17 protein-coding genes are annotated in these 21,527 nt (G+C 72.6%); 3 read left to right on the top strand and 14 right to left on the bottom strand.

What is annotated here, in order from left to right; all coding sequences use genetic code 11:
- Positions 1-340: 340 nt before the first annotated feature.
- The 7 genes from ACICHK_RS14435 to hrcA all read right to left on the bottom strand — a co-directional run bounded on the left by ACICHK_RS14435 (position 341) and on the right by hrcA (position 8,869).
- Positions 341-3,553, bottom strand: a complete 3,213-nt coding sequence (locus ACICHK_RS14435; protein WP_406837221.1) for a S41 family peptidase — start codon at positions 3,551-3,553, stop codon at positions 341-343.
- A 73-nt stretch (positions 3,554-3,626) separates the two neighbouring features.
- Complete coding sequence (locus ACICHK_RS14440) at positions 3,627-4,172, bottom strand: hypothetical protein (protein ID WP_406837222.1); 546 nt, start codon at positions 4,170-4,172, stop codon at positions 3,627-3,629.
- Positions 4,173-4,318: 146 nt separating this feature from the next.
- Complete coding sequence (locus ACICHK_RS14445; RefSeq protein ID WP_151467980.1) at positions 4,319-4,711, bottom strand: VOC family protein; 393 nt, start codon at positions 4,709-4,711, stop codon at positions 4,319-4,321.
- 50 nt (positions 4,712-4,761) lie between these two features.
- The gene (locus tag ACICHK_RS14450) at positions 4,762-5,511 is read right to left on the bottom strand and encodes a 16S rRNA (uracil(1498)-N(3))-methyltransferase (RefSeq protein WP_406837223.1); all 750 of its coding nucleotides are present in this window, start codon (positions 5,509-5,511) and stop codon (positions 4,762-4,764) included.
- Positions 5,508-6,602: a nitronate monooxygenase gene (locus ACICHK_RS14455; RefSeq protein ID WP_406837224.1), complete on the bottom strand. Its 1,095-nt coding sequence runs from the start codon at positions 6,600-6,602 to the stop codon at positions 5,508-5,510. Before ACICHK_RS14455 ends, ACICHK_RS14450 begins: the two co-directional genes overlap by 4 nt.
- Before the next feature lie 110 nt (positions 6,603-6,712).
- The gene (gene dnaJ, locus ACICHK_RS14460; RefSeq protein WP_151467977.1) at positions 6,713-7,852 is read right to left on the bottom strand and encodes a molecular chaperone DnaJ; all 1,140 of its coding nucleotides are present in this window, start codon (positions 7,850-7,852) and stop codon (positions 6,713-6,715) included.
- Positions 7,853-8,869 (bottom strand): heat-inducible transcriptional repressor HrcA, encoded by a 1,017-nt coding sequence (gene hrcA, locus ACICHK_RS14465; RefSeq protein ID WP_037618735.1) that lies wholly within the window; start codon positions 8,867-8,869, stop codon positions 7,853-7,855.
- A 176-nt stretch (positions 8,870-9,045) separates the two neighbouring features.
- Between hrcA and ACICHK_RS14470 the strand changes: the two genes are divergently transcribed.
- Positions 9,046-9,861, top strand: coding sequence for an MBL fold metallo-hydrolase (locus ACICHK_RS14470; protein WP_406837225.1), 816 nt, complete (start codon positions 9,046-9,048; stop codon positions 9,859-9,861).
- A 31-nt stretch (positions 9,862-9,892) separates the two neighbouring features.
- On the top strand, positions 9,893-10,702 hold the full coding sequence (locus ACICHK_RS14475) for a DUF3097 domain-containing protein (protein ID WP_406837226.1): 810 nt from the start codon (positions 9,893-9,895) through the stop codon (positions 10,700-10,702).
- 39 nt (positions 10,703-10,741) lie between these two features.
- On the opposite strand, the gene hemW is transcribed toward ACICHK_RS14475, so the two are convergent.
- The 4 genes from hemW to lepA all read right to left on the bottom strand — a co-directional run bounded on the left by hemW (position 10,742) and on the right by lepA (position 18,399).
- Positions 10,742-11,974, bottom strand: a complete 1,233-nt coding sequence (gene hemW, locus ACICHK_RS14480) for a radical SAM family heme chaperone HemW (RefSeq protein ID WP_406837227.1) — start codon at positions 11,972-11,974, stop codon at positions 10,742-10,744.
- A 56-nt stretch (positions 11,975-12,030) separates the two neighbouring features.
- Positions 12,031-14,109, bottom strand: a complete 2,079-nt coding sequence (locus ACICHK_RS14485) for a SpoIIE family protein phosphatase (protein ID WP_406837228.1) — start codon at positions 14,107-14,109, stop codon at positions 12,031-12,033.
- Positions 14,110-14,434: 325 nt separating this feature from the next.
- A complete protein-coding gene (locus tag ACICHK_RS14490; protein WP_406837229.1) occupies positions 14,435-16,306 on the bottom strand; it encodes an AMP-dependent synthetase/ligase in 1,872 nt (623 codons plus the stop codon).
- A 224-nt stretch (positions 16,307-16,530) separates the two neighbouring features.
- Positions 16,531-18,399 carry a translation elongation factor 4 gene (gene lepA / locus ACICHK_RS14495; protein WP_151467971.1) on the bottom strand — a complete coding sequence of 623 codons (1,869 nt, stop codon included), beginning with the start codon at positions 18,397-18,399 and terminating at the stop codon, positions 16,531-16,533.
- A 314-nt stretch (positions 18,400-18,713) separates the two neighbouring features.
- On the opposite strand from lepA, the gene rpsT reads away from it, so the two are divergent.
- Complete coding sequence (gene rpsT, locus ACICHK_RS14500) at positions 18,714-18,980, top strand: 30S ribosomal protein S20 (protein ID WP_103553320.1); 267 nt, start codon at positions 18,714-18,716, stop codon at positions 18,978-18,980.
- A 265-nt stretch (positions 18,981-19,245) separates the two neighbouring features.
- Here rpsT and holA read toward each other — a convergent pair whose 3' ends face one another.
- The 3 genes from holA to ACICHK_RS14515 form a co-directional block, all read right to left on the bottom strand.
- Positions 19,246-20,232 carry a DNA polymerase III subunit delta gene (holA, locus tag ACICHK_RS14505; protein WP_192582285.1) on the bottom strand — a complete coding sequence of 329 codons (987 nt, stop codon included), beginning with the start codon at positions 20,230-20,232 and terminating at the stop codon, positions 19,246-19,248.
- A 104-nt stretch (positions 20,233-20,336) separates the two neighbouring features.
- Complete coding sequence (locus ACICHK_RS14510) at positions 20,337-20,582, bottom strand: hypothetical protein (protein WP_151467969.1); 246 nt, start codon at positions 20,580-20,582, stop codon at positions 20,337-20,339.
- 112 nt (positions 20,583-20,694) lie between these two features.
- Positions 20,695-21,525, bottom strand: coding sequence for an arylamine N-acetyltransferase (locus ACICHK_RS14515; protein ID WP_406837230.1), 831 nt, complete (start codon positions 21,523-21,525; stop codon positions 20,695-20,697).
- Between the last annotated feature and the right edge of the window lie 2 nt (positions 21,526-21,527).

Here is a 21,527-nt window from a genome sequence, read left to right on the forward strand (position 1 = left end):
CCTCACGCCGGCCGATCATTACCCCGCATGCTAGGCCCTGTCGTCACATTCCCGCCTGCCCCGCGACGCCCGGCACGCCCCCAAGCTCTTCGAGCAGGGGGTACCCCCGCTCGCCGCACCGGGCGAAAGCCCAAGTACGTCCAGTACGAGGACTTCCGCCCGATACGCCGAGAGCACGCTCCCCCGAGCTCTCGGCTTCGCTCGAGCAGGGGAGACCCCCACGCCGCCGCAGGGCCGCCCTTCGGGCGACGACGGGAATTCGACGACAGGGCCTGGCGGCCCGGCGGCGCGGAGGGCTCTCGCCGCCGTCCGCCCGCGCCGGGCCGCCGGTGTCACCGGGTCACAGCGGCGGCAGCACGGGCGCGGTCTTCGCCGGGTTCTCCTCCAGCGCGGCCAGGGCGATCCTGACCGCCTCGTCGAGCTGGGTGTCACGCCCGGCCGCGTGGTCCTGCGGCGCCTGGACGACCTCGACGTCGGGATCGACGCCGTGGTTCTCCACGTTCCACTCGTAACCCTCCATCCAGAAGGCGTACTTGGGCTGGGTGACGAGGGTGCCGTCGACGAGGCGGTAGCGGCTGTCGATGCCGATGACGCCGCCCCAGGTGCGGGTGCCGACCACGGGCCCGATGCCGAGGGCCTTGATCGCGGCGTTGACGATGTCGCCGTCGGAGCCGGAGAACTCGTTGGCGACGGCGACGACGGGGCCGCGCGGCGCGTCCTCGGGGTAGCTGTAGGGGCGCAGACCGCGGGGCAGGTCCCAGCCGACGATCCGCCGGGCGAGCTTCTCCACGACGAGCTGGGAGGTGTGGCCGCCGCGGTTCTCGCGGACGTCCACGACCAGGCCCTCGCGTGCCACCTCGACGCGCAGATCGCGGTGGAGCTGCGCCCACCCGGCGCCGACCATGTCCGGCACGTGCAGATAGCCGAGGCGGCCGCCGGACAGCTCGTGGACGTGGGCGCGCCGGTCGGCCACCCACGCGTGGTAGCGCAGCGGCTCCTCGTCGGCGAGCGGTACGACGACCGCGTGACGCGGATCGCCGCCGCCCGAGGGCGAGATCGTCAGCTCCACGGGTTTGCCCGCCGTGCCGACGAGCAGGGGCGCGGGCCCGGCCACCGGGTCCACCGGCCGGCCGCCGACCGCGATGATCGCGTCCCCGGCGCGCACCGCGACGCCGGGCGCGGCGAGCGGGGCCCGCGCGTCCGGGTCGGAGGTCTCCGAGGGGAGGATCCGGTCGATGCGCCAACTCCCGTCCTCGTGACGGGAGATGTCCGCGCCGAGAAGTCCCTGCGCCCGGTCGCCGCCGCCCCATCCGCCGCGCGGGGTGACGTAGGCGTGCGAGGTGCCGAGTTCGCCCTGCACCTCCCACAGCAGGTCGACCAGGTCGTCGTGGGTGGCGACCCGGTCCAGGACCGGCCGGTACCGGTCGAGGACCCCGTCCCAGTCGACACCGCCGAGGTCCGGCCGCCAGAAGTTGTCCCGCATGAGACGGCCCGTCTCGTCGTACATCTGGCGCCACTCGGCGGCCGGGTCGACGCTCTGGCGCACCCGCGACAGGTCGACGGTGATGTTCGTGTCGCTCTCGTCGTCGTTCGAGGCGCGCCGGTCGCTGGGGACGACCTTCAGCTTGCCGTCGGTCCACAGCAGGACCCGCTTGCCGTCGCCGGTGACGGTGAAGTGGTCGGCGTCGGCGGCGAGATGCTCGATGCGCTGCTGGGCGAGGTCGTACCGCTCCAGCTCGGTCTTCGGGTCCGGGTCGTCCGGGGTGGCGCGGGAGGAGCCGAGCACGCCCCGCACCGGGTGGCGCAGCCACAGCAGTCCGTCCTTGGCGGCGCGCAGCGTGGAGTAGCGGGCGGCCTCGACGGGGAACGGCACGATCCGGTCGGCGAGGCCGTCCAGGTCGATACGGGTGCTGGGGGCACCCTCGCTGTCCGGCGTCTCGTCCTTGTCGGGCGCCTCGAAGGGCCTGCCGTGGCGCTGCGGTCCGAAGGGCGAGGGGGTCGTCGCGGCCAGGGTGATCAGATACGGCCGGGAGCCGCCGACGAAGGCCAGGTCGAAGACGTGCTCGTCGTAGACGGGGTCGAAGGCTCGGGCCGACAGGAAGGCGAGGTGCTTGCCGTCGAGGGTGAACGCCGGCGCGTAGTCCCGGAAGCGCAGCGGGGTCGCCTCGGTGACCGACAGGTCGGTGGTGTTGGCGAGCTTGAGGTGGCGCAGCGGGCGGGGGCCCGGGTGCGACCAGGCGAGCCACGCCGAGTCGGGCGAGAAGACCAGGCCGCTGACCTCGCCGTCCTCGCTGCGGTCGACCTCGCGGACCTCACCGCTCTCGCGCTCGACGAGCAGCACGCGCCCGTCGTGGGAGGCGACGGCGACACGGCTTCCGTCGGGCGCCACGGCGAGGCCGAGGACCCGGCCGAGCGCTCCGGCGGCGAGCCGGCGCGGGGTGGCTCCGGGGGCGGCTCCGGTGGCGGGGGCGAACTCGAGGGCGTCGTCGCCCTCCGCGTCGGTCACCCACACCACCTGCTCCTCGCCCCCGGCGCGGAAGGTGCGGGGCAGCCGGGCGCGGACGCCCTGTCCGTCGGCGAGGGCGCGGGTGGGGCCGGAGCGGTGGGTGACCCAGTGGACGGCGCCGCGCACGGAGACAGCGCTGCCGCGTCCGGTGTGGTCGGGGGCCGCGGCGGAGAACCAGCGCGAGGCGCTGACGGGGTGCGGCTGCTGGTCGGTGCGCTGGCCGCCGAGCCGGACGTCGAGGCGGCGCGGCTCGGCGCCGTCGAGGTCGTCCAGGAGCAGGAGTTCACCGGCGGACACGTACACCACGCGGGTGCCGTCGGTGGCCGCGTGGCGGGCGTAGAAGGCGTCGACCGGTGTGTGGCGGCGCAGGTCGGATCCGTCGGCGAGCGAGGAGTACAGGGCGCCGACGCCCTCGTGGTCCGACAGGAAGGCGATCCGCCCGCCGACCCAGAAGGGGTACTCGATGTTCCCGTCGAGGTCCTCGTGCAGCCGGACGAACTCGCCCTCGCCGTCCCGGTCGATCCACAGCTTGCCCGCCGTGCCGCCGCGGTAGCGCTTCCACCAGGCCGCCTCGCGCCCCATCGGGGCGGACAGCAGGACGACGCCGCCCTCGCCGTGGGCGACGTCGCCGACGGGGCCGTACGGCAGGGTCGTCGCGGGGCCGCCGTCGAGCGGGACGGACCGTGCCCAGCTGCGGCGCAGGCTGGCCTGGCCCTGGGTGCTGAGGGCGAGCACCTGTCCGTCGGGGGTCCAGCCGCGCACCTGGGTCCTCGCGCTGCCCCAGTACGTCAGCCGTTTCGCGGGACCGCCGTCCAGGGAGGCCGCGTGGACCTCGGGGGCCCCGTCACGCGTCGACGTCCAGGCGACGGTCGTGCCGTCCGGGGAGATGCGTGGATGGCTGACCGGTACGTTGTCGGCGCTGACCCGCCAGGCGCGTGCCCCGCCGTCGAGGGGGGCGGCCCAGATGTCGTCCTCGGCCGTGAAGACGACCAACTCGCCGTGCAGATGCGGGAACCGGATGTACGCGGAGGCTGCGGACTCAGTCACCCGGTCACCCTACGCAGCGCACGCGCGCCCCGACAGGGGTTCGGATCACTTGATCCCCGTACTGCTTGGCAGGTCACTTGCCCTGCGAGGGCCAGCAGGTCGGGTCGCCCTTGCACCACATCGTCTTCGTGACGGTGACGGTGACGGTGGGATCGGGTCCGCCGTACGTGGGGTGGTGGGTGACCGGCGGGGTGGGACCGGAGTCGCAGTCGCCCAGGCCCTTCACGCGGAAGACCTGTCTGCCGCCGACGGTGGCACGCAGATCGCCGCGCACGCAGGCGCCGTTGACGGCCCGGGTGACCTTGCCCGTGACGACGATGGCCCGGCCGTCGCGGGTCTGGCCACGGCAGTCGACGGCCGCCACGGTGTTCTCGCTCGGTGAGTGCGACCTGCCCGCGTCGCCCAGCCGGGCGGTGCAGGTGAGCCAACTCACGTCCACGTGCCGCCGGTCCAGTTCCCTGGTCGCCGTCTGGTCGGTCGTGTAGGCGACGGTGGCGGTGCTGAGCCCGTCGATGGGCTGGCACGCGGTCACGGCGAACACTCCGGCCGCACCCAGCCCGACGGCCGCCGCCACGCGCCCGCGCCTCGTGCGGCGCCTGAAATACCTCATAGCCCCCATGAACGGCAGCGTGCCACCGCGGGGCGGGGCGCGGTAGACCGCATGCGGCCATCGGGGGCACAACCACCCGAAGGAGTTGCCCGGTCGGCCCCGGGGACCGTGGAACTCCCGGTCCCCCGGGGGCCCGGCGGGCTCCTGAGCGGCCGTCAGCCGAGCATCAGCAGCCATTCCTGGAGTTCCACCAGGTTGCCCTCGGGGTCCTTGAGGTGGGCGACACGCATGCGGTCCGTCATGGGCGCCGGGCCGTGCAGCAGGGTCGCGCCGCGCGAGACGATCTGCTCGCAGTAGGCGTCGAGTTCGTCCACCCGCAGCACCACCAGCGACCGGTGTCCGGTCACGGCGTCACCGAGCTCACCCAGTATCCCGGCCATCATGGACCGGTCCTGGAGGGCGATGCCCGCGGACCCGGTGACCGGACTGAACTTCTCGTACGGGCCCTCGGCCGCGCCCGACTGGGGCTTGAGGCCGAGGACTTCGGCGTAGAAGCGGTAGCAGGCGGCGAAGTCGGACACGAGCAGTCGTACCTGAGCGAGTTCCACGGGCTCCCCGTTCGATGTGCGGATGTGAGGTCGTACCGGCGGCGGACGGGTCAGGACCAGCGTCCGGTACGGGCCAGCAGCAGCGCGGTGGCCACGGTCCCGGCCGTCGAGGTGCGCAGCACCGTGCGCCCCAGGTGGAAGGTCTTCGCGCCGGCCTCGGTGAAGAGCGCGACCTCCTCGGCGGAGATGCCGCCCTCGGGGCCGACGACCAGGACGATCTCCCCGGAGCCGGGCAGCGCGGCGGTCGCGAAGGGCTCGGTGCCGAGAGCGGTGTCCTCGTGGAGGACGGCGGCGAGGTCGGCTTTGGCGAGAAGCGCGGCAACCTGCTTGGTCGTCATCGCGTCCGCGACCTCCGGGAAGCGCGTCCGGCGGGACTGCTTGCCGGCCTCCCGGGCGGTGGCCCGCCACTTGCCGAGCGCCTTCAGACCCCGCTCGCCCCTCCACTGCGTGATGCAGCGGGAGGCGGCCCAGGGGACGATCGCGTCGACGCCGGTCTCGGTCATGGTCTCGACGGCCAGCTCGCCCCGGTCGCCCTTGGGCAGGGCCTGGACGACCGTGATGCGCGGCTCCTCGGCCGGCTCCTCGGTGACCGCGCCGATCCGTACGATCAGCCGGTCCTTGCCCTCGGTGTCCACGACCACTCCGTCCGCCCAGCGTCCGGCCCCGTCGGTGAGCCTGACGTCCTCACCGCTGTGCAGCCGTTTCACGGAGACGGCGTGCCGTCCCTCGGGTCCGTCGAGGACGTGCCGTCCCTCGCCGTCCGTGTCGAAGTGCTCGACCAGGAACACCGGCGCCGTCATCGGGCCGCACCCTCTTCCGGGGTCTCGGCGGCGGCCGACAACGCTGTCTCGGCGGCCGCGATCTCTGCGTTCAGTACCTCCACCAGCTGCCCGGCGGGCAGGTCCCGCGCCATGCGGTGGCCCTGCCCGGCCCACAGGGCCATGCCCTGCGCGTCGCCCGCCTTGGCGGCCGCCTTGCGCAGCGGCAGGGTGAGGTGGTGGATCTCGGGGTAGGCGGCGGGGGCGTACGGGCCGTGCTCGCGCATGAAGCGGTTGGCCAGCGCGCGTGCCGGGCGTCCGGAGAAGGCGCGCGTGAGCTCCGTGCGCACGTACAGGGGGTCGGTCAGGGCCTGTTTGTGCACGGCGCTCGCGCCGGACTCGGGGGTGGCGAGGAAGGCGGTGCCGAGCTGGGCCGCGTCCGCGCCCGCGGCGAGGACGGCGGCGATCTGGCTGCCGCGCATGATGCCGCCCGCCGCGACGACCGGGATGGTCACCGCCTCGCGGACCTGGGCGACCAGGCTGAGCAGGCCGACGCCCGTGCCGTCCGTCTCCGGGTTGTCCCGGTGGGTGCCCTGGTGTCCCCCGGCCTCGACGCCCTGCACGACGACTGCGTCGGCCCCGGCCCGCTGCACGCCGAGGGCTTCCTCGGCCGTGGTGGCGGTGACCAGGGTGAGGGTTCCGGCGCGGCGCAGCGACTGGAGCACCTCCGGCTTCGGGACGCCGAAGTGGAAGGAGACCGCCGCCACCGGCTTGTCGAGGAGGACGGCGAGTTTGGCGTCGTAGCCGTCGTCGCGTCCGCTGTCCGGGTCACCGAGCTCGGTCTCGTACCAGGCGGCCTCGCCGGCGAGCTGGTGGGCGTACACCTCGACCGCGGCGGCGTCCGCGTGCTCGGGCTGCGGGAGGAACAGGTTGACGCCGAAGGGACGGCCGGTCAGCCCGCGCAGCTGCTTGATCTCCTGGTACATGCCGTCGGCGGTCTTGTACCCGGCGGCGAGGAAGCCGAGCCCCCCGGCCTCGGACACGGCGGCCGCGAGCTGCGGGACGGAGACCCCGCCCGCCATGGGAGCCTGCACGATCGGGTGAGGGAAGAGATCGGTCAGCGCGGAGGACATGACGGCATGTTGTCACGTCGCCGCAACAAGTCCGAATCCGATCGCCCGCCCGGACCGGCCCCCGGGACGAAGGGCACGGAGCGGTGTCCCCGCCCCGTGCCCCGCCTGGATCAGCGGCCGTTGAAGGCGTCCTTCAGCCGGGAGAAGAGCCCCTGCTGACCGGGCTGGAACTGACCGGTGGGCCGCTCCTCGCCGCGCAGCTTGGCGAGCTCGCGCAGCAGCCGTTCCTGCTCCGGGTCGAGCTTGGTCGGCGTCATGACCTCGACGTGCACGACGAGGTCGCCGCGGCCGCCGCCGCGCAGGTGCGTGACGCCCCGGCCGTGCAGCGGGATCGACTGGCCGGACTGCGTGCCCGGACGGATGTCGACCTCCTCCATGCCGTCGAGGGTCTCCAGCGGCACCTTGGTGCCGAGGGCCGCCGCGGTCATCGGGATGGTGACCGTGCAGTGCAGGTCGTCGCCGCGCCGCTGGAAGGTGGAGTGCGGCAGCTCGTGGATCTCGACGTACAGGTCGCCGGCGGGGCCGCCGCCGGGGCCGACCTCGCCCTCGCCCGCGAGCTGGATGCGGGTGCCGTTGTCCACACCGGCCGGGATCTTGACCGTGAGGGTGCGGCGGGAGCGGACCCGGCCGTCGCCCGCGCACTCGTGGCACGGGGTCGGGACGACGGTGCCGAAGCCCTGGCACTGCGGACACGGCCGCGAGGTCATGACCTGGCCGAGGAAGGACCGCGTCACCTGGGACACCTCGCCGCGGCCGCGGCACATGTCACAGGTCTGCGCGGCGGTGCCGGGCGCTGCGCCCTCGCCGTTGCAGGTGCCGCAGACGACGGCCGTGTCGACCTGGATGTCCTTCGTGGTGCCGAAGGCCGCCTCGTCGAGCTCGATCTCCAGCCGGATCATGGCGTCCTGGCCCCGGCGGGTGCGCGAGCGCGGTCCGCGCTGCGACGCCGTGCCGAAGAACGCGTCCATGATGTCGGAGAAGTTGCCGAAGCCGCCCTGGCCGAAGCCGCCGGCGCCACCGCCGCCGCCCTGCTGGGACAGCGGGTCGCCGCCGAGGTCGTAGACCTGCTTCTTCTGCGGGTCCGACAACACCTCGTACGCGGCGTTGATCTCCTTGAACCGCTCCTGCGTCTTCGGATCGGGATTGACGTCCGGGTGCAGCTCGCGAGCGAGCCTCCGGAACGCCTTCTTGATCTCGTCCTGGGACGCGTCGCGGCGCACGCCGAGTACGGCGTAGTAGTCCGTGGCCACTTACGACTCCGCCAGGATCTGTCCGACGTACCGTGCCACCGCTCGTACCGCTCCCATCGTTCCCGGGTAATCCATGCGGGTCGGGCCGACCACGCCGAGTTTGGCTACTGCCTCGCCGCCCGAACCGTAGCCGACGGAGACCACGGACGTGGAGTTGAGTCCCTCGTACGCGTTCTCGTGCCCGATTCGCACGGTCATGCTCGAATCCCCGGCCTCTCCAAGCAGTTTGAGGAGCACGACCTGCTCCTCCAGCGCTTCGAGCACCGGCCGGATGGTGAGAGGGAAGTCATGTCCGAAACGGGTGAGATTGGCGGTACCGCCGATCATCAGCCGTTCCTCGGTCTCCTCGACGAGCGTCTCCAGCAGCGTGGAGAGCACCGTCGAGACCGTACCCCGGTCCTCCGCCTCGAAGGCTTCGGGGAGGTCCTGGACGAGCTGCGGGACGTCCGCGAAGGGGCGCCCCGCGACCCGGCTGTTGAGCCGGGCGCGCAGGTCCGCCAGCGACGTCTCACCGAACGGCGCCGGACAGTTGATCATGCGCTGTTCGACCCGGCCGGTGTCCGTGATCAGCACGAGCATCACCCGCGCGGGGGCGAGCGACAGCAGCTCCACGTGACGCACGGTCGAACGGGTCAGCGAGGGGTACTGCACGACGGCGACCTGACGGGTGAGCTGCGCGAGCAGCCGCACGGTCCGCCCGACGACGTCGTCGAGGTCGACGGCCCCGTCCAGGAAGTTCTGGATGGCGCGGCGCTCGGGCGCGGTCATCGGCTTGACGCCGGCGAGCTTGTCGACGAAGAGGCGGTACCCCTTGTCCGTGGGGATGCGCCCGGCACTGGTGTGCGGCTGGGCGATGTACCCCTCGTCCTCCAGGACCGCCATGTCGTTGCGGACGGTCGCGGGCGAGACGCCGAGGCGGTGCCGCTCGGTGAGCGCCTTGGAGCCGACCGGCTCCTCGGTGCCCACGTAGTCCTGGACGATGGCGCGGAGCACCTCGAGCCTGCGTTCGCTGAGCATCGCGCACCTCCAGAAGTCGACTCGGTGGTCTTCGTGGCCTTCGTGGCATTCGCCTGGCACTCAGCGCACGCGAGTGCCAACGTTCCCCGGCCCAGTGTACGGCGGTGGGGCACGGCCCGGGCAAGGGCGGGCCTGCGATGTCGTGCACGGCACCCCGCCACCGTTAGCGTCGCCGCATGAGGCTGACTTGGGAAGAGCTGGGATGGGAAAGGGTGGCGCCCCGGGTCGGGCGACGGCGGCTTCCGGACTGGGACTGCACGGCCGGGCTCGTCGTCGGCGAGGGCGCGGCGCTGATGATCGACGCCGGGTCGAGCCTCGCGGAGGGCGCCCGGCTGCGCTCCGATGCGCGGGTCCTGGCCGGCGGACGTGTGACCCATCTCGCGCTCACCCACCCGCATTTCGATCACGTTTTCGGCGCCGCGGTGTTCGCGGGCGCGCGGGTCCTCGCCGCGGACGGTTCGTCCGGGGTGTACGAGAGGGGCCGCGACGAACTGTGCGCGGACGCGGTGCGCAACGGCCTCGCCCCGGAGGCGGCGGAGGAGGCGGCCGACACCCTCGTGCGCCCCCGCCTCTTCGTCCGGAGCACCCTGGACCTGGACCTCGGCGGCGGTGTCGGGGTCCGGCTGGTGCGGACGGGCGAGGGCCACACCGCCCATGACCTCGTGGCCGTCGTGCCGGGGGACCCGGCGGTGGTGTTCTGCGGCGACCTGGTCGAGGAGTCGGGCGAGCCGCAGGCGGGCCCCGACGCCGTGCCGTCGCGCTGGCCGACGGCCCTCGACCGGCTGCTGGAGCTGGGCGGCGAGGACGCGCTCTACGTCCCCGGGCACGGGGCGGTCGTGGACGCCGCGTTCGTGCGGGCGCAACGGGACGCCCTGGCCGCGCGGTTCGGCGTGGCCGCCGCCGGGCCGGCGGGACCGGGGACAGGGGGTTCCGGCTCGGCGGGTTCCGGCACGGCGGGTTCCGGCACGGCGGGTTCCGGCGTGTCGCGGTGAACGCCGCCGGGCTTCTCCTATCGTCATCCGAATGCGCCAGTACTCTCCGGACCTGACCCCGCCGTGGAAGAAGCCCCGGTCCGTGCCCGAGGTCCCGGCGGACCCGGGTCTGGTCGTCGAGGAGCCCGGCACCGGCTTCTGCGGCGCGGTGATCCGCTGCGAGGCGGGCACGGTGACCCTGGAGGACCGCTTCGGCAAGCACCGGGTGTTCCCGCTGGAGCCGCGCGGCTTCCTCCTGGAGGGCAGGACGGTGACGCTGGTCCGCCCGACGGCCGCCGCGCCGGTCCGCCCCGGCCGTACGGCGTCCGGATCGGTGGCGGTCCCCGGCGCCCGCGCCCGGGTCGCGCGCGCCGGGCGCATCTACGTCGAGGGCCGCCACGACGCCGAACTCGTCGAACGGGTCTGGGGCGACGACCTGCGCGTCGAGGGCGTCGTCGTGGAGTACCTGGAGGGCGTCGACGACCTCCCGGCGGTCGTCGACGCGTTCGCCCCGGGCCCGGACGCCCGGCTCGGCGTCCTCGTCGACCACCTGGTCCCGGGTTCGAAGGAGTCCCGGATCGCGGAGGCGGTCACGAGCGAGCACGCCCTGGTGCTCGGCCACCCGTACATCGACGTCTGGGAGGCCGTGAAGCCCTCCTCCGTCGGCATTCCGTCCTGGCCCCGGGTCCCGCACGGCCAGGACTGGAAGACGGGTGTGTGCCGCGCCCTGGGCTGGCCGGAGAACACCGGCGCGGCCTGGCAGCACATCCTGTCCCGGGTGCACTCCTACAAGGACCTGGAACCGGCGCTCCTGGGCCGGGTGGAGGAACTGATCGACTTCGTGACCGCGCCGCCGGAGTGACGGGAACGGCACGGGCGGCCGGGGCCGGGCGCGGCGCGCTCAGTCCACCAGGTCCCGGACGACGGCGTCCGCGAGGAGGCGGCCGCGCAGGGTGAGGACGGCGCGGCCCGCGTCGTAGGGACCGGCTTCGAGGAGCCCCTCGGACAGGGCGCGGCGGGAGGCCGCGAGGCCCTCGGGGCGCAGCAGGGAGAGCGGGCAGCCCTCGCGCAGCCGCAGTTCGAGGAGGATCCGCTCGACCCGCCGGTCCTCCTCGGAGAGGAGTTCACGGCCCGCCCCCGGCGAGCGGCCCTCGGCCAGAGCGGCCGCGTACGCCCCCGGATGCTTCACGTTCCACCAGCGAACACCGCCCACGTGGCTGTGCGCGCCGGGGCCCGCGCCCCACCAGTCGGCGCCCCTCCAGTAGAGCTCGTTGTGCAGACAGCGGCCGGCCTCGGAGGTGGCCCAGTTCGACACCTCGTACCAGTCGAAGCCCGCCGCCGACATCACCTCGTCCGCGATGAGGTAGCGGTCCGCGTGCACGTCGTCGTCCGTCATGGGGACCTCGCCGCGGCGGATGCGGCGCGCGAGCTGCGTGCCCTCCTCGACGATGAGCGCGTAGGCGGAGATGTGATCGGGGCCGGCGCCGAGGGCCGCTTCGAGGGAGGCCCGCCAGTCGTCGTCCGACTCCCCCGGTGTGCCGTAGATCAGGTCCAGGTTCACATGTGCGAAGCCGGCCGCGCGGGCCTCGGCGACACAGGCCTCGGGGCGGCCCGGGGTGTGCGTGCGGTCGAGCACCTTCAGGACGTGCTGGCGGGCGCTCTGCATGCCGAAGGAGATCCGGTTGAAGCCGCCGGCGCGCAGGGTCGCGAGGTACTCGGGGCCGACCGACTCGGGGTTTGCCTCCGTCGTGATCTCGGCGTCGTCCGCGAGCCCGAACTCGTCCCGGATCGCGCCCAGCATCCGTACGAGGTCGTCGGCGGCCAGCAGCGTGGGCGTACCGCCTCCGACGAAGACCGTGCGGACCTGGCGGGGGTCGTCGCCGAGGACCTTGCGGGCGAGCCGGATCTCGTCGGTCAGGGTGTCCGCGTAGTTGTCGCGGGAGGCGAGCACGCCACCGCTGCCCCGCAGCTCGGTCGCCGTGTAGGTGTTGAAGTCGCAGTAGCCGCAGCGGGTCGCGCAGTACGGCACGTGGAGGTAGAACCCGAGGGGCCGCTCGGCGGCCCCGGCCAGGGCGTGCGCGGGCAGCGCCCCGTCGTCGGGGACGGGCTCGCCGTCGGGGAGTGCGGAAGGCATGCCTTCCATTGTCCAGTACGGGCGGGGTCCGGCGGCCCGGCTCCGGGTGAGGCCCGTTACTCGGCCTGCAGCACCAGCAGGGCCATGTCGTCCTCCGGCGGACGGCTGCCGAACGCGTGGACCAGGCCGCGGATCCGTTCCGCGATCATCTCGGCGTTCAGGCCGGCGCAGTCCGCGAGGGCGTGGGCGAGACCGTCGTCGTCGTCGAACTGACGGGACCCCTCGCGCCGCTCCGTCACCCCGTCGGTGACGCACAGGAGGGTGTCACCGGGGTACAGCTCGAAGGACTGGGAAGCGTACTCGGGGTCCTCGAAGACGCCGAGCAGGGTCTGCGGCCGGGCCATCTCCCGTACGACGCCGTCGGGGCCCAGCAGCAGCGGCAGCGGATGCCCCGCCGAGGCGAGGGTGCAGCGCACTCCGCCGTCGAAGGGGACCAGTTCCCCGTAGAGCATGGACAGGAAGCGCGTCTGCGGGCCGAGGTCGTTCCCGAGCCCGGGCCCGCCCGCGGCCACGAGCGCGCGGGCCGCCGCGTCCGCGGCCTCCGTCGCGTCGTCGAGGAGGAGCTGGTTGAGCCGGTCGAGGACGTCCGCGACGTCGTAGCCCTCGCGGGCCAGCAGCCGCAGCCAGGGCCGGGCCAGGCCGATCACGACGGCCGCCTCGGGGCCCTTGCCCTGGACGTCGCCGACGGCGAAGCACCAGCGCCCGTCGCCCGCCGGGAAGACGTCGTAGAAGTCGCCGCTCGGACCGCCCTTGTCGACCGGCTCGTAGACGAGGGCGGTGCGCACCCCGGGGATCTCTGCGACCGCGCCCGGCAGCAGTCCGCGCTGCAGAACCCGGCTGATGGTGGCCTGGCGCGCGTACTGGCGGGCCGCGCCGATGGCCAGGGCGATGCGGCGGCTGAGGTCCTCGACGAGTCCGGTGACCTCGTCGGGGAAGTCGGGCGGCCCGGCCCGCCCGATGACGAGCGTGCCCAGCGGCCGGCCGCCCGCGATCAGCCGGTACGCCAGCGCCGCCCCGCTCGCCCCCCGGGCGCCCAGCGCCTCACCGGGCCAGGGCACCGGGACGGCACGGGAGCGCACCGCGTCGGGAAGCCGCGGCGGGTCCTTCTCCAGGGCCTGGCGCAGCCCCTCGACGAGGTTCTCGCTGCCGTGCCAGACGCGGGCGAGGCGGGGGCCGAGGGCGAGACCGAGGCCGCCGGCCCGGTCGGTGGCCTCGTCCTCCAGCCACACGGCGCACCAGTCGGCGAGGCGCGGGACGAGGAGCTGTCCGGCCAGCGCGGCGACCAGGTCCTCGTCGAGCTGCCCGGCGAGCAGGTCCGAGGCCTCGGCGAGGAAGGAGAGGGCTCCCCGGTCGAGCCAGTCGTGGCCCCGCGCGGTGCCCCGGCCCGCTCCCGGGGCGGACATCGCGGCGTACGGCTCGACGCCGGCCCCCGGCCCGTACTCCGGCACCCGCCCCTCGGCGTACGCGACGGTCCCGGCCGGCCACGGACCGTCCACCGAGGCCGTGAGACCGTCGGCGTACGCGAACCCGCCCTGTCCGTAGAGACCGTCCGCGTCGTCGAACCGGGCCGTCCCGCGCGGGCCCTCGGCGTCCGCGAAGACGTCCGCCCCCGGCAGGGCGCCGGCGGTCCCGTCGACCAGCAGCCTCGACCACACCGTCTTGACGCCCGGACGGTAGGTGATCCCCCAGGCCTCGGAGAGCGCGGAGACGAGGCGCAGGCCCCGTCCGTACTCGGGTGTCCCGTACGGGGATTCGGCGCCGTCCTCCCGTATGGCGCGCGAAGGATGGTGGTCGGAGACCTCGACGACCAGCGTGCCGGGCGGGCCGTCGGCCGGGCGCTCCAGGCGGCACAGCAGCTCGACGTCGGTGCCCGCGTGCACGACGGCGTTGGTGACGAGCTCGCTGACCACCACGGCCGCGTCGCCGGCGAGCCGGTCGTCGATGATCTCGGCGCCGGGCAGGGCCGGTTCGGACCAGTCCAGGAGCGTGTCCCGGAGGAACCGTCGCGCGGCCGCGGCGGCGAGCGGGGTGCCGGGCAACGACGTACGGGACACGACGTCCTGGCCGGCCCGGTGGTGCGCGAGCGCGTCCGGTGCGCACGCCGTGGACTCCCGTTGCGTCGGAATGGCCCTCACTGTGCGGCTCCCTGGGCGGTTCGGACGGTGGCACCTCGGACGATGCGGCCAGGGTGACAGACCGGGGGCGGCCATAAGCACCGAGTAACCAAAGTGGGCCATATTTGATTCAATTTGAGTGGGACCAGTGGGGTGACTCCTTCCCGTCACGAAGGACGGGGACGGGGACGGGGACGGGGCGCGGGGCGCGGGCAGGACGACCGCACGGCGAGCGACCGCGGAGGCGAGCGGTCACGGAACGGGGGCGGGGACGCGCGGGTCCCCGCCGCCCGGTCGCGGAGAGGTCCTGCGCGCCACCGCCCCCGTGACGGGCCGGGAGCCGGGGCTACGCCTCGCGGCTGCCCGCGTACATCTCGTCGATCAGGTGCTTGTACGCCTTCTCGACGACCGGGCGCTTCAGCTTGAGGCTCGGAGTGATCTCACCGTGCTCGACGTCCAGGTCGCGGGGCAGCAGACGGAACTTCTTGATGGTCTGCCAGCGCTGCAGTCCGCCGTTGAGCTCCTTCACGTAGCCCTCGACGAGGGCGACCGTCGCGGGCGCCGCGACGACCTCGGCGTACGACTTGCCCTCCAGGCCGTTGCCCTTCGCCCACTCCAGGATCGACGGCTCGTCGAGGGCGATGAGCGCGGTGCAGAAGTTCCGGTCGGCGCCGTGCACGAGGATGTTGGAGACGTACGGGCAGACGGCCTTGAACTGGCCCTCGACCTCGGCGGGCGCGATGTACTTGCCGCCCGACGTCTTGATGAGGTCCTTCTTGCGGTCGGTGATCCGCAGGTAGCCGTCCGGGGACAGCTCGCCGATGTCGCCGGTGTGGAACCAGCCGTCGGCCTCCAGGACCTCGGCGGTCTTCTCGGGCAGCCCGTGGTAGCCCTCCATGATGCCGGGACCGCGCAGCAGGATCTCGCCGTCGTCGGCGATGCGCACCTCGGTGCCGGGCAGCGGCTTGCCGACCGTGCCGGTGCGGTAGGCCTCGCCCGGGTTCACGAAGGAGGCGGCGGAGGACTCGGTGAGTCCGTAGCCCTCCAGGATGTGGATGCCGGCGCCCGCGAAGAAGTAGCCGATCTCCGGCGCGAGCGCGGCGGAGCCGGAGATGCAGGCGCGCAGGTTGCCGCCGAAGGCCTCGCGGATCTTGGCGTAGACGAGCGCGTCGGCGACCTTGTGCTTGGCGCCGAGCGCGAACGGCACCGAGGCCGAGCCCGTGCGGCGGAAGTTGTCCTGGCTCGCCTTCGCGTACTCGCGGGAGACCTCGGCGGCCCACTGGAAGATCTTGTACTTGGCGCCGCCGCCGGCCCGCGCCTTGGCCGCGACCCCGTTGTAGACCTTCTCGAAGATGCGCGGCACGGCCGCCATGTACGTCGGCCGCACGACCGGCAGGTTCTCGATGATCTTGTCCACGCGGCCGTCGACGGCGGTGACGTGCCCGACCTCGATCTGGCCGGAGGTCAGGACCTTGCCGAAGACGTGCGCGAGCGGCAGCCACAGGTACTGGACGTCGTCCTCGCCGAGCAGTCCGGTCCCGGCGATCGCCTTGGCCATGTACGACCAGTTGTCCTGCGGCAGCCGGACGCCCTTGGGGCGGCCGGTGGTGCCGGAGGTGTAGATGAGGGTCGCGAGCTGGTCCGCGGTGATCGCGCCGACGCGCTCCTTGATCAGCTCGGGGTGCTTCTCCAGGTACGCGGAGCCGCGCGCCTCCAGCTCGGCGAGCGTCAGGACCCAGTCCTCGCTCTCCACGCCCTCGGCGTCGACGACCACGACGTGCGTGAGCTCGGGGAGCTCCGCGCGCTTCTCCCGGGCCTTGGCGAGCTGGGCCGCGTCCTCCGCGATGAGGACCCGGCTCGCGGAGTCGGAGAGGATGAACGCCGACTCCTCGGCGTTGGTCTGCGGGTACACGGTCGTGGTGGCCGCGCCCGCGCAGAGGATGGCGAGGTCGGCCAGGATCCACTCGACCCGGGTCGAGGAGGCGAGCGCGACGCGCTGCTCCGGCTGGACGCCGAGTTCGATCAGGCCGGCCGCGATGGCGTAGACCCGCTCGGCGGCCTGCGCCCAGGTCAGCGACTTCCAGTCGTCCGGCCCGTCGCCCGGAGCCGGTACCGGGTACCGGTATGCCTCGGCGTCGGGTGTGGCCGCCACGCGCTCCAGGAAGAGGGCGGCGACGGACGGCGGACGGTTCTCGATCAGGGTCTGTGTGTCGCTCACGACATCCTCCGGGGCCCGCGGCAGTGCGGCTGGCTCAATTGCGGCTGTTGTTTAACTCGCGAGTAACTACCGAGCAGAGATCAGACTAGAGCGCGTCCGGCCAGTGCGTAAGAGGCGGCGGCCGGTCACTTCCGCGCCGCTTCCCGCAGGACACACCCCCGAGACAAGCACAGGACCCGCCGCGCCGAAGCGCGACGGGCCCTGAATCCCGGGATTCGGCGTGGCTACTTCTTGCCCTTGGCCGAACCGCCGCTGTCGTCGCTGGACAGCACGGCGATGAAGGCCTCTTGCGGAACTTCCACAGAGCCCACCATCTTCATCCGCTTCTTGCCCTCCTTCTGCTTCTCCAGCAGCTTCCGCTTACGGGAGATGTCACCGCCGTAGCACTTGGCGAGGACGTCCTTGCGGATGGCGCGGATGGTCTCGCGGGCGATGACCCGGGAGCCGATGGCCGCCTGGATGGGCACCTCGAAGGCCTGCCGCGGGATCAGCTCGCGCAGCTTGGCGACCAGCCGGACGCCGTACGCGTACGCGGCGTCCTTGTGGGTGATCGCCGAGAAGGCGTCCACCTTGTCGCCGTGCAGCAGGATGTCGACCTTGACCAGGCTGGAGGTCTGCTCGCCGGTGGGCTCGTAGTCGAGCGAGGCGTAGCCGCGGGTCTTTGACTTCAGCTGGTCGAAGAAGTCGAAGACGATCTCCGCGAGGGGCAGGGTGTAGCGGATCTCGACCCGGTCTTCGGAGAGGTAGTCCATGCCGAGCAGGGTGCCGCGCCGGGTCTGGCACAGCTCCATGATCGAGCCGATGAACTCCGAGGGGGCGAGGATCGTCGCGCGCACGACGGGCTCGTACACCTTGTCGATCTTGCCCTCGGGGAACTCGCTCGGGTTGGTGACGACGTGCTCGCTGCGGTCCTCCATCTCGACGCGGTAGACCACGTTCGGGGCGGTGGCGATCAGGTCGAGGCCGAACTCGCGCTCCAGCCGCTCCCGGATCACGTCCAGGTGCAGCAGGCCGAGGAAGCCGACGCGGAAGCCGAAGCCGAGGGCGGCGGAGGTCTCCGGCTCGTAGACCAGGGCGGCGTCGTTGAGCTGGAGCTTGTCCAGGGCGTCACGGAGCTCGGGGTAGTCGGACCCGTCCAGCGGGTACAGGCCCGAGAAGACCATGGGCTTGGGGTCCTTGTACCCGCCGAGCGCCTCGGTCGCACCCTTGTTCAGGGTGGTGATGGTGTCACCGACCTTGGACTGGCGGACGTCCTTCACGCCGGTGATGAGGTAACCCACCTCGCCGACACCGAGCCCGTCGGCGGGCAGCATCTCGGGCGAGTTGGTGCCGATCTCCAGCAGCTCGTGCGTGGCGCCCGTCGACATCATCCGGATGCGCTCGCGCTTGTTGAGCTGGCCGTCGATGACACGGACGTACGTCACGACACCGCGGTACGAGTCGTAGACCGAGTCGAAGATCATCGCGCGGGCGGGGGCGTCCTGGACGCCGACCGGGGCGGGGATCTCGGCGACGACCTTGTCGAGCAGCGCCTCGACACCCAGACCCGTCTTCGCGGAGACCTTGAGGACGTCCTCGGGGTCGCAGCCGATGAGGTTCGCGAGCTCCTCGGAGAACTTCTCCGGCTGGGCGGCCGGCAGGTCGATCTTGTTCAGTACGGGGATGATCTTGAGGTCGTTCTCCATCGCCAGGTAGAGGTTGGCGAGGGTCTGCGCCTCGATCCCCTGGGCGGCGTCGACGAGCAGGACCGTGCCCTCACAGGCCGCCAGGGACCGCGACACCTCGTACGTGAAGTCGACGTGCCCGGGGGTGTCGATCATGTTGAGGATGTGGGTGCGGCCCGGATCCTGGGACGGGGCCCAGGGCAGCCGTACCGCCTGGGACTTGATCGTGATGCCGCGCTCGCGCTCGATGTCCATCCGGTCGAGGTACTGAGCGCGCATCTGCCGCTGCTCTACCACCCCGGTCAGCTGGAGCATGCGGTCGGCGAGCGTGGACTTGCCGTGGTCGATGTGCGCGATGATGCAGAAATTGCGGATCAGGGCCGGGTCGGTACGGCTCGGCTCGGGCACATTGTTAGGGGTCGCGGGCACGCAGGGTCCTGTCTCTTGAGGCGCCTGTCGCCTCGGGTCGGATCGATACGTAGGTTCCATGGTCCCACGCGCGGCGGGCTGCGACCGGTTCGGGCCGCGCGAGGGGGACGGCGGAAACCGGTTCGCAGTCCCTGACCAGGGCGTCGACGACCGGCCCCGGACCGGGGCCGTCCGGCTGGTTTGGGCCGGTCGTGCGGGGACTGGTAGCCTGGGTGGCTGTGTCTCATGCCCTCTCTGCAGGAGACGCACCCAAGAAAATCAAACGGCGGGTGAGACGTGCCGTCTCGCGCGCCTGAACCTGTAAAGGCTCATCAGTGGCGAACATCAAGTCCCAGATCAAGCGGATCAAGACCAACGAGAAGGCCCGGCTGCGCAACAAGGCCGTCAAGTCCTCTCTGAAGACCGCGATCCGCAAGGCCCGCGAGGCTGCTGCCGCGGGTGACGTCGAGAAGGCCACCGTCGCGGCGCGCGAGGCTTCGCGCAAGCTCGACAAGGCCGTCTCGAAGGGCGTCATCCACAAGAACCAGGCCGCCAACAAGAAGTCGGCGCTTGCTTCGAAGGTCGCTTCCCTCCAGGGCTGAGTCGGCTGAGCTCTCCGGGGCTCAACCCCTGACTTGACCGTCGGCCGGACCCGAGCGGGCCCTCTCTCTCCGCTCCCGACCGACGCACCGGATTCACGCGCGATCTGCGTTCGCCACGCGGGCGTGAGTCCACCGGCTCGAACCGAAGGCCCCGCTCCCTCCCTTCCCCGGGAGAACGAGCGGGGCCTTCGGTGTGCCGCGACGGTTCCGGACCGGTGCCGCGACGGGCGGCGTTCACGGCCCGCCATGATCGACCGGACGGGTCCTAGCGCCGGCCGGAGCGGGCGGCTCGCGCGATGGCCACGACCGCCTTCTCCAGGGCGTACTCGGGATCGTCCCCGCCGCCCTTGACCCCGGCGTCCGCCTCCGCGACGGCCGTGAGCGCCATGGCGACCCCGTCGGGCGTCCAGCCCCGCATCTGCTGGCGCACGCGATCGATCTTCCACGGCGGCATCCCCAGCTCACGGGCCAGGTCGGCGGGCCTGCCGCCCCGCGCGGAGGACAGCTTCCCGATCGCCCGCACCCCTTGCGCGAGCGCGCTGGTGATCAGGACGGGAGCCACACCGGTCGACAGCGACCAGCGCAGCGCCTCCAGCGCCTCCGCAGCCCGCCCCTCCACGGCCCGGTCGGCCACGGTGAAGCTGGACGCCTCGGCCCGCCCGGTGTAGTACCTCCCGACGACGGCCTCGTCGATCGTCCCCTCGACGTCCGCGGTCAGCTGCGACACGGCCGACGCCAGCTCCCGCAGATCACTCCCGATGGAGTCCACCAGCGCCTGGCAGGCCTCAGGAGTGGCCGCCCGTCCGAGCGTCCGGAACTCGCTCCGCACGAACGCCAGCCGGTCCGCGGGCTTGGTCATCTTGGGGCAGGCGACCTCCCGCGCGCCCGCCTTGCGCGCGGCGTCGAGCAGCCCCTTGCCCTTGGCCCCTCCCGCGTGCAGGAGCACCAGGGTGATCTCCTCGGCGGGCGCCCCCAGATACGCCTTGACGTCCTTGACCGTGTCGGCCGACAGGTCCTGGGCGTTGCGGACGATCACGACCTTGCGCTCGGCGAAGAGCGAGGGGCTCGTCAGCTCGGCGAGCGTGCCCGGCTGCAGCTGGTCCGGGGTGAGGTCCCGGACGTCCGTGTCGGCGTCGGCGGCCCTGGCGGCGGCCACCACCTCCTGCACGGCACGGTCGAGCAGGAGATCCTCCTGGCCCACTGCCAGCGTGACAGGGGCGAGAGGGTCGTCTTGTGCGGTCTTCTTGGCCATCACCGAAAGCATCCCACGCGCCACCGACAACACGTGCCGCGAGCCGCACTCCCCCGCCCGGCCGAACCCCCTCGCCCTTCCCCTTCCCCCCTCTGCCTCCTGGTTTAAGGCTCCTCGTGCCAGCCGTCCCACTCGGCCGCGAACTCGTCCAGCTCCTTCGGGTCCAGCCGCTCCTCGGGGTCCGTCAGGACCACCAGCCACTGCGCGTCCTCGGCGTCGTCCTCACCCGCGAGGGCGTCCCGGACGAGCTGCGGCTCCTCCAGCAGCCCGAAACGGTCACCGACGGCCTCCGCCGCCTCTTCCGCGGCGTCGCGGTCGGGCAGCACCAGTACATGTCTCACATCGTTCACATGAACATCTTCCGGTACGCCCGACCCGGTCGATGCCGGATCCGGGGGCAGGTCCGTGTGATCCGCGTCCGGGAGCGGGTCCGTGTGATCCGCGCGGCGTGCCGGGCCGTGGCTACCGGGCCCCGCCGACCTCCGGCACCCGGTCCAGTTCGATCCCGAAGCGCTCCCGGTACGTGGCCAGCACCTCCTCGTCCGTCGCCAGTTCCGACACCTCCTTGGTCCCGTCGGCCGTCGACACGGTGAACTTCCGTCCGCTGAGCGTGATCCGGCCTCCGTCCTCGGTGACCCGCGAACAGACCAGCGACCGGGTGAAGTGCGACAGCGGCGAGGTGCCGTGCCACCAGGCCCCGGCGACGAAGTCCCCGAGCACGCGCGGCCGTACCTCCAGCCGGTACTGACGCCTGCCGCCCATGAGGACGTCCAGGTCCTCGTACTCCCGCGAACCGCCTGCGCCCCGCACCCCCGCCGCGTCCGGCCCCGACTCCACGACCCGGAACAGCCCTCCGGGGTCCCGCTGTTCACCCCGCTCCATGAACGCCAGCGGGTAGTGGCTGTGCGCCCCGAAACCGACGTCCGTCAGCCAGTCGCCCCCGTCCACCGTCCGCACCCGCAGCGCGAGATGGTCGTAGGGGATCCCGGGCTTCCCGTCGTCCCCGTACACCCGCGCCGCGAGGAACGTCACGTCGAAGCCCAGCGTCCCCAGCAACGCCCCGAACGCGCCGTTCAGTTCGTAGCAGAAACCCCCTCTGCGGGCGTCCACCACCTTGTCCATCAGCCGCTTCTCCTCCAGCACGATCTCCTCGCCGAGGTGGATCGACAGGTTCTCGAAGGGCACCGTCCGCAGATGGCACAGCTGAAGCTCGCGGAGCACATCGGACGTGGGCCACGCCGGGTGCTGGGCTCCGATGCGGCGAAGGTAGGCGTCGGCCTGTGCGGAATTCATGC

This window comes from Streptomyces sp. AHU1 (genome assembly GCF_045343905.1).
Lineage (GTDB): Bacteria > Actinomycetota > Actinomycetes > Streptomycetales > Streptomycetaceae > Streptomyces > Streptomyces triticiradicis.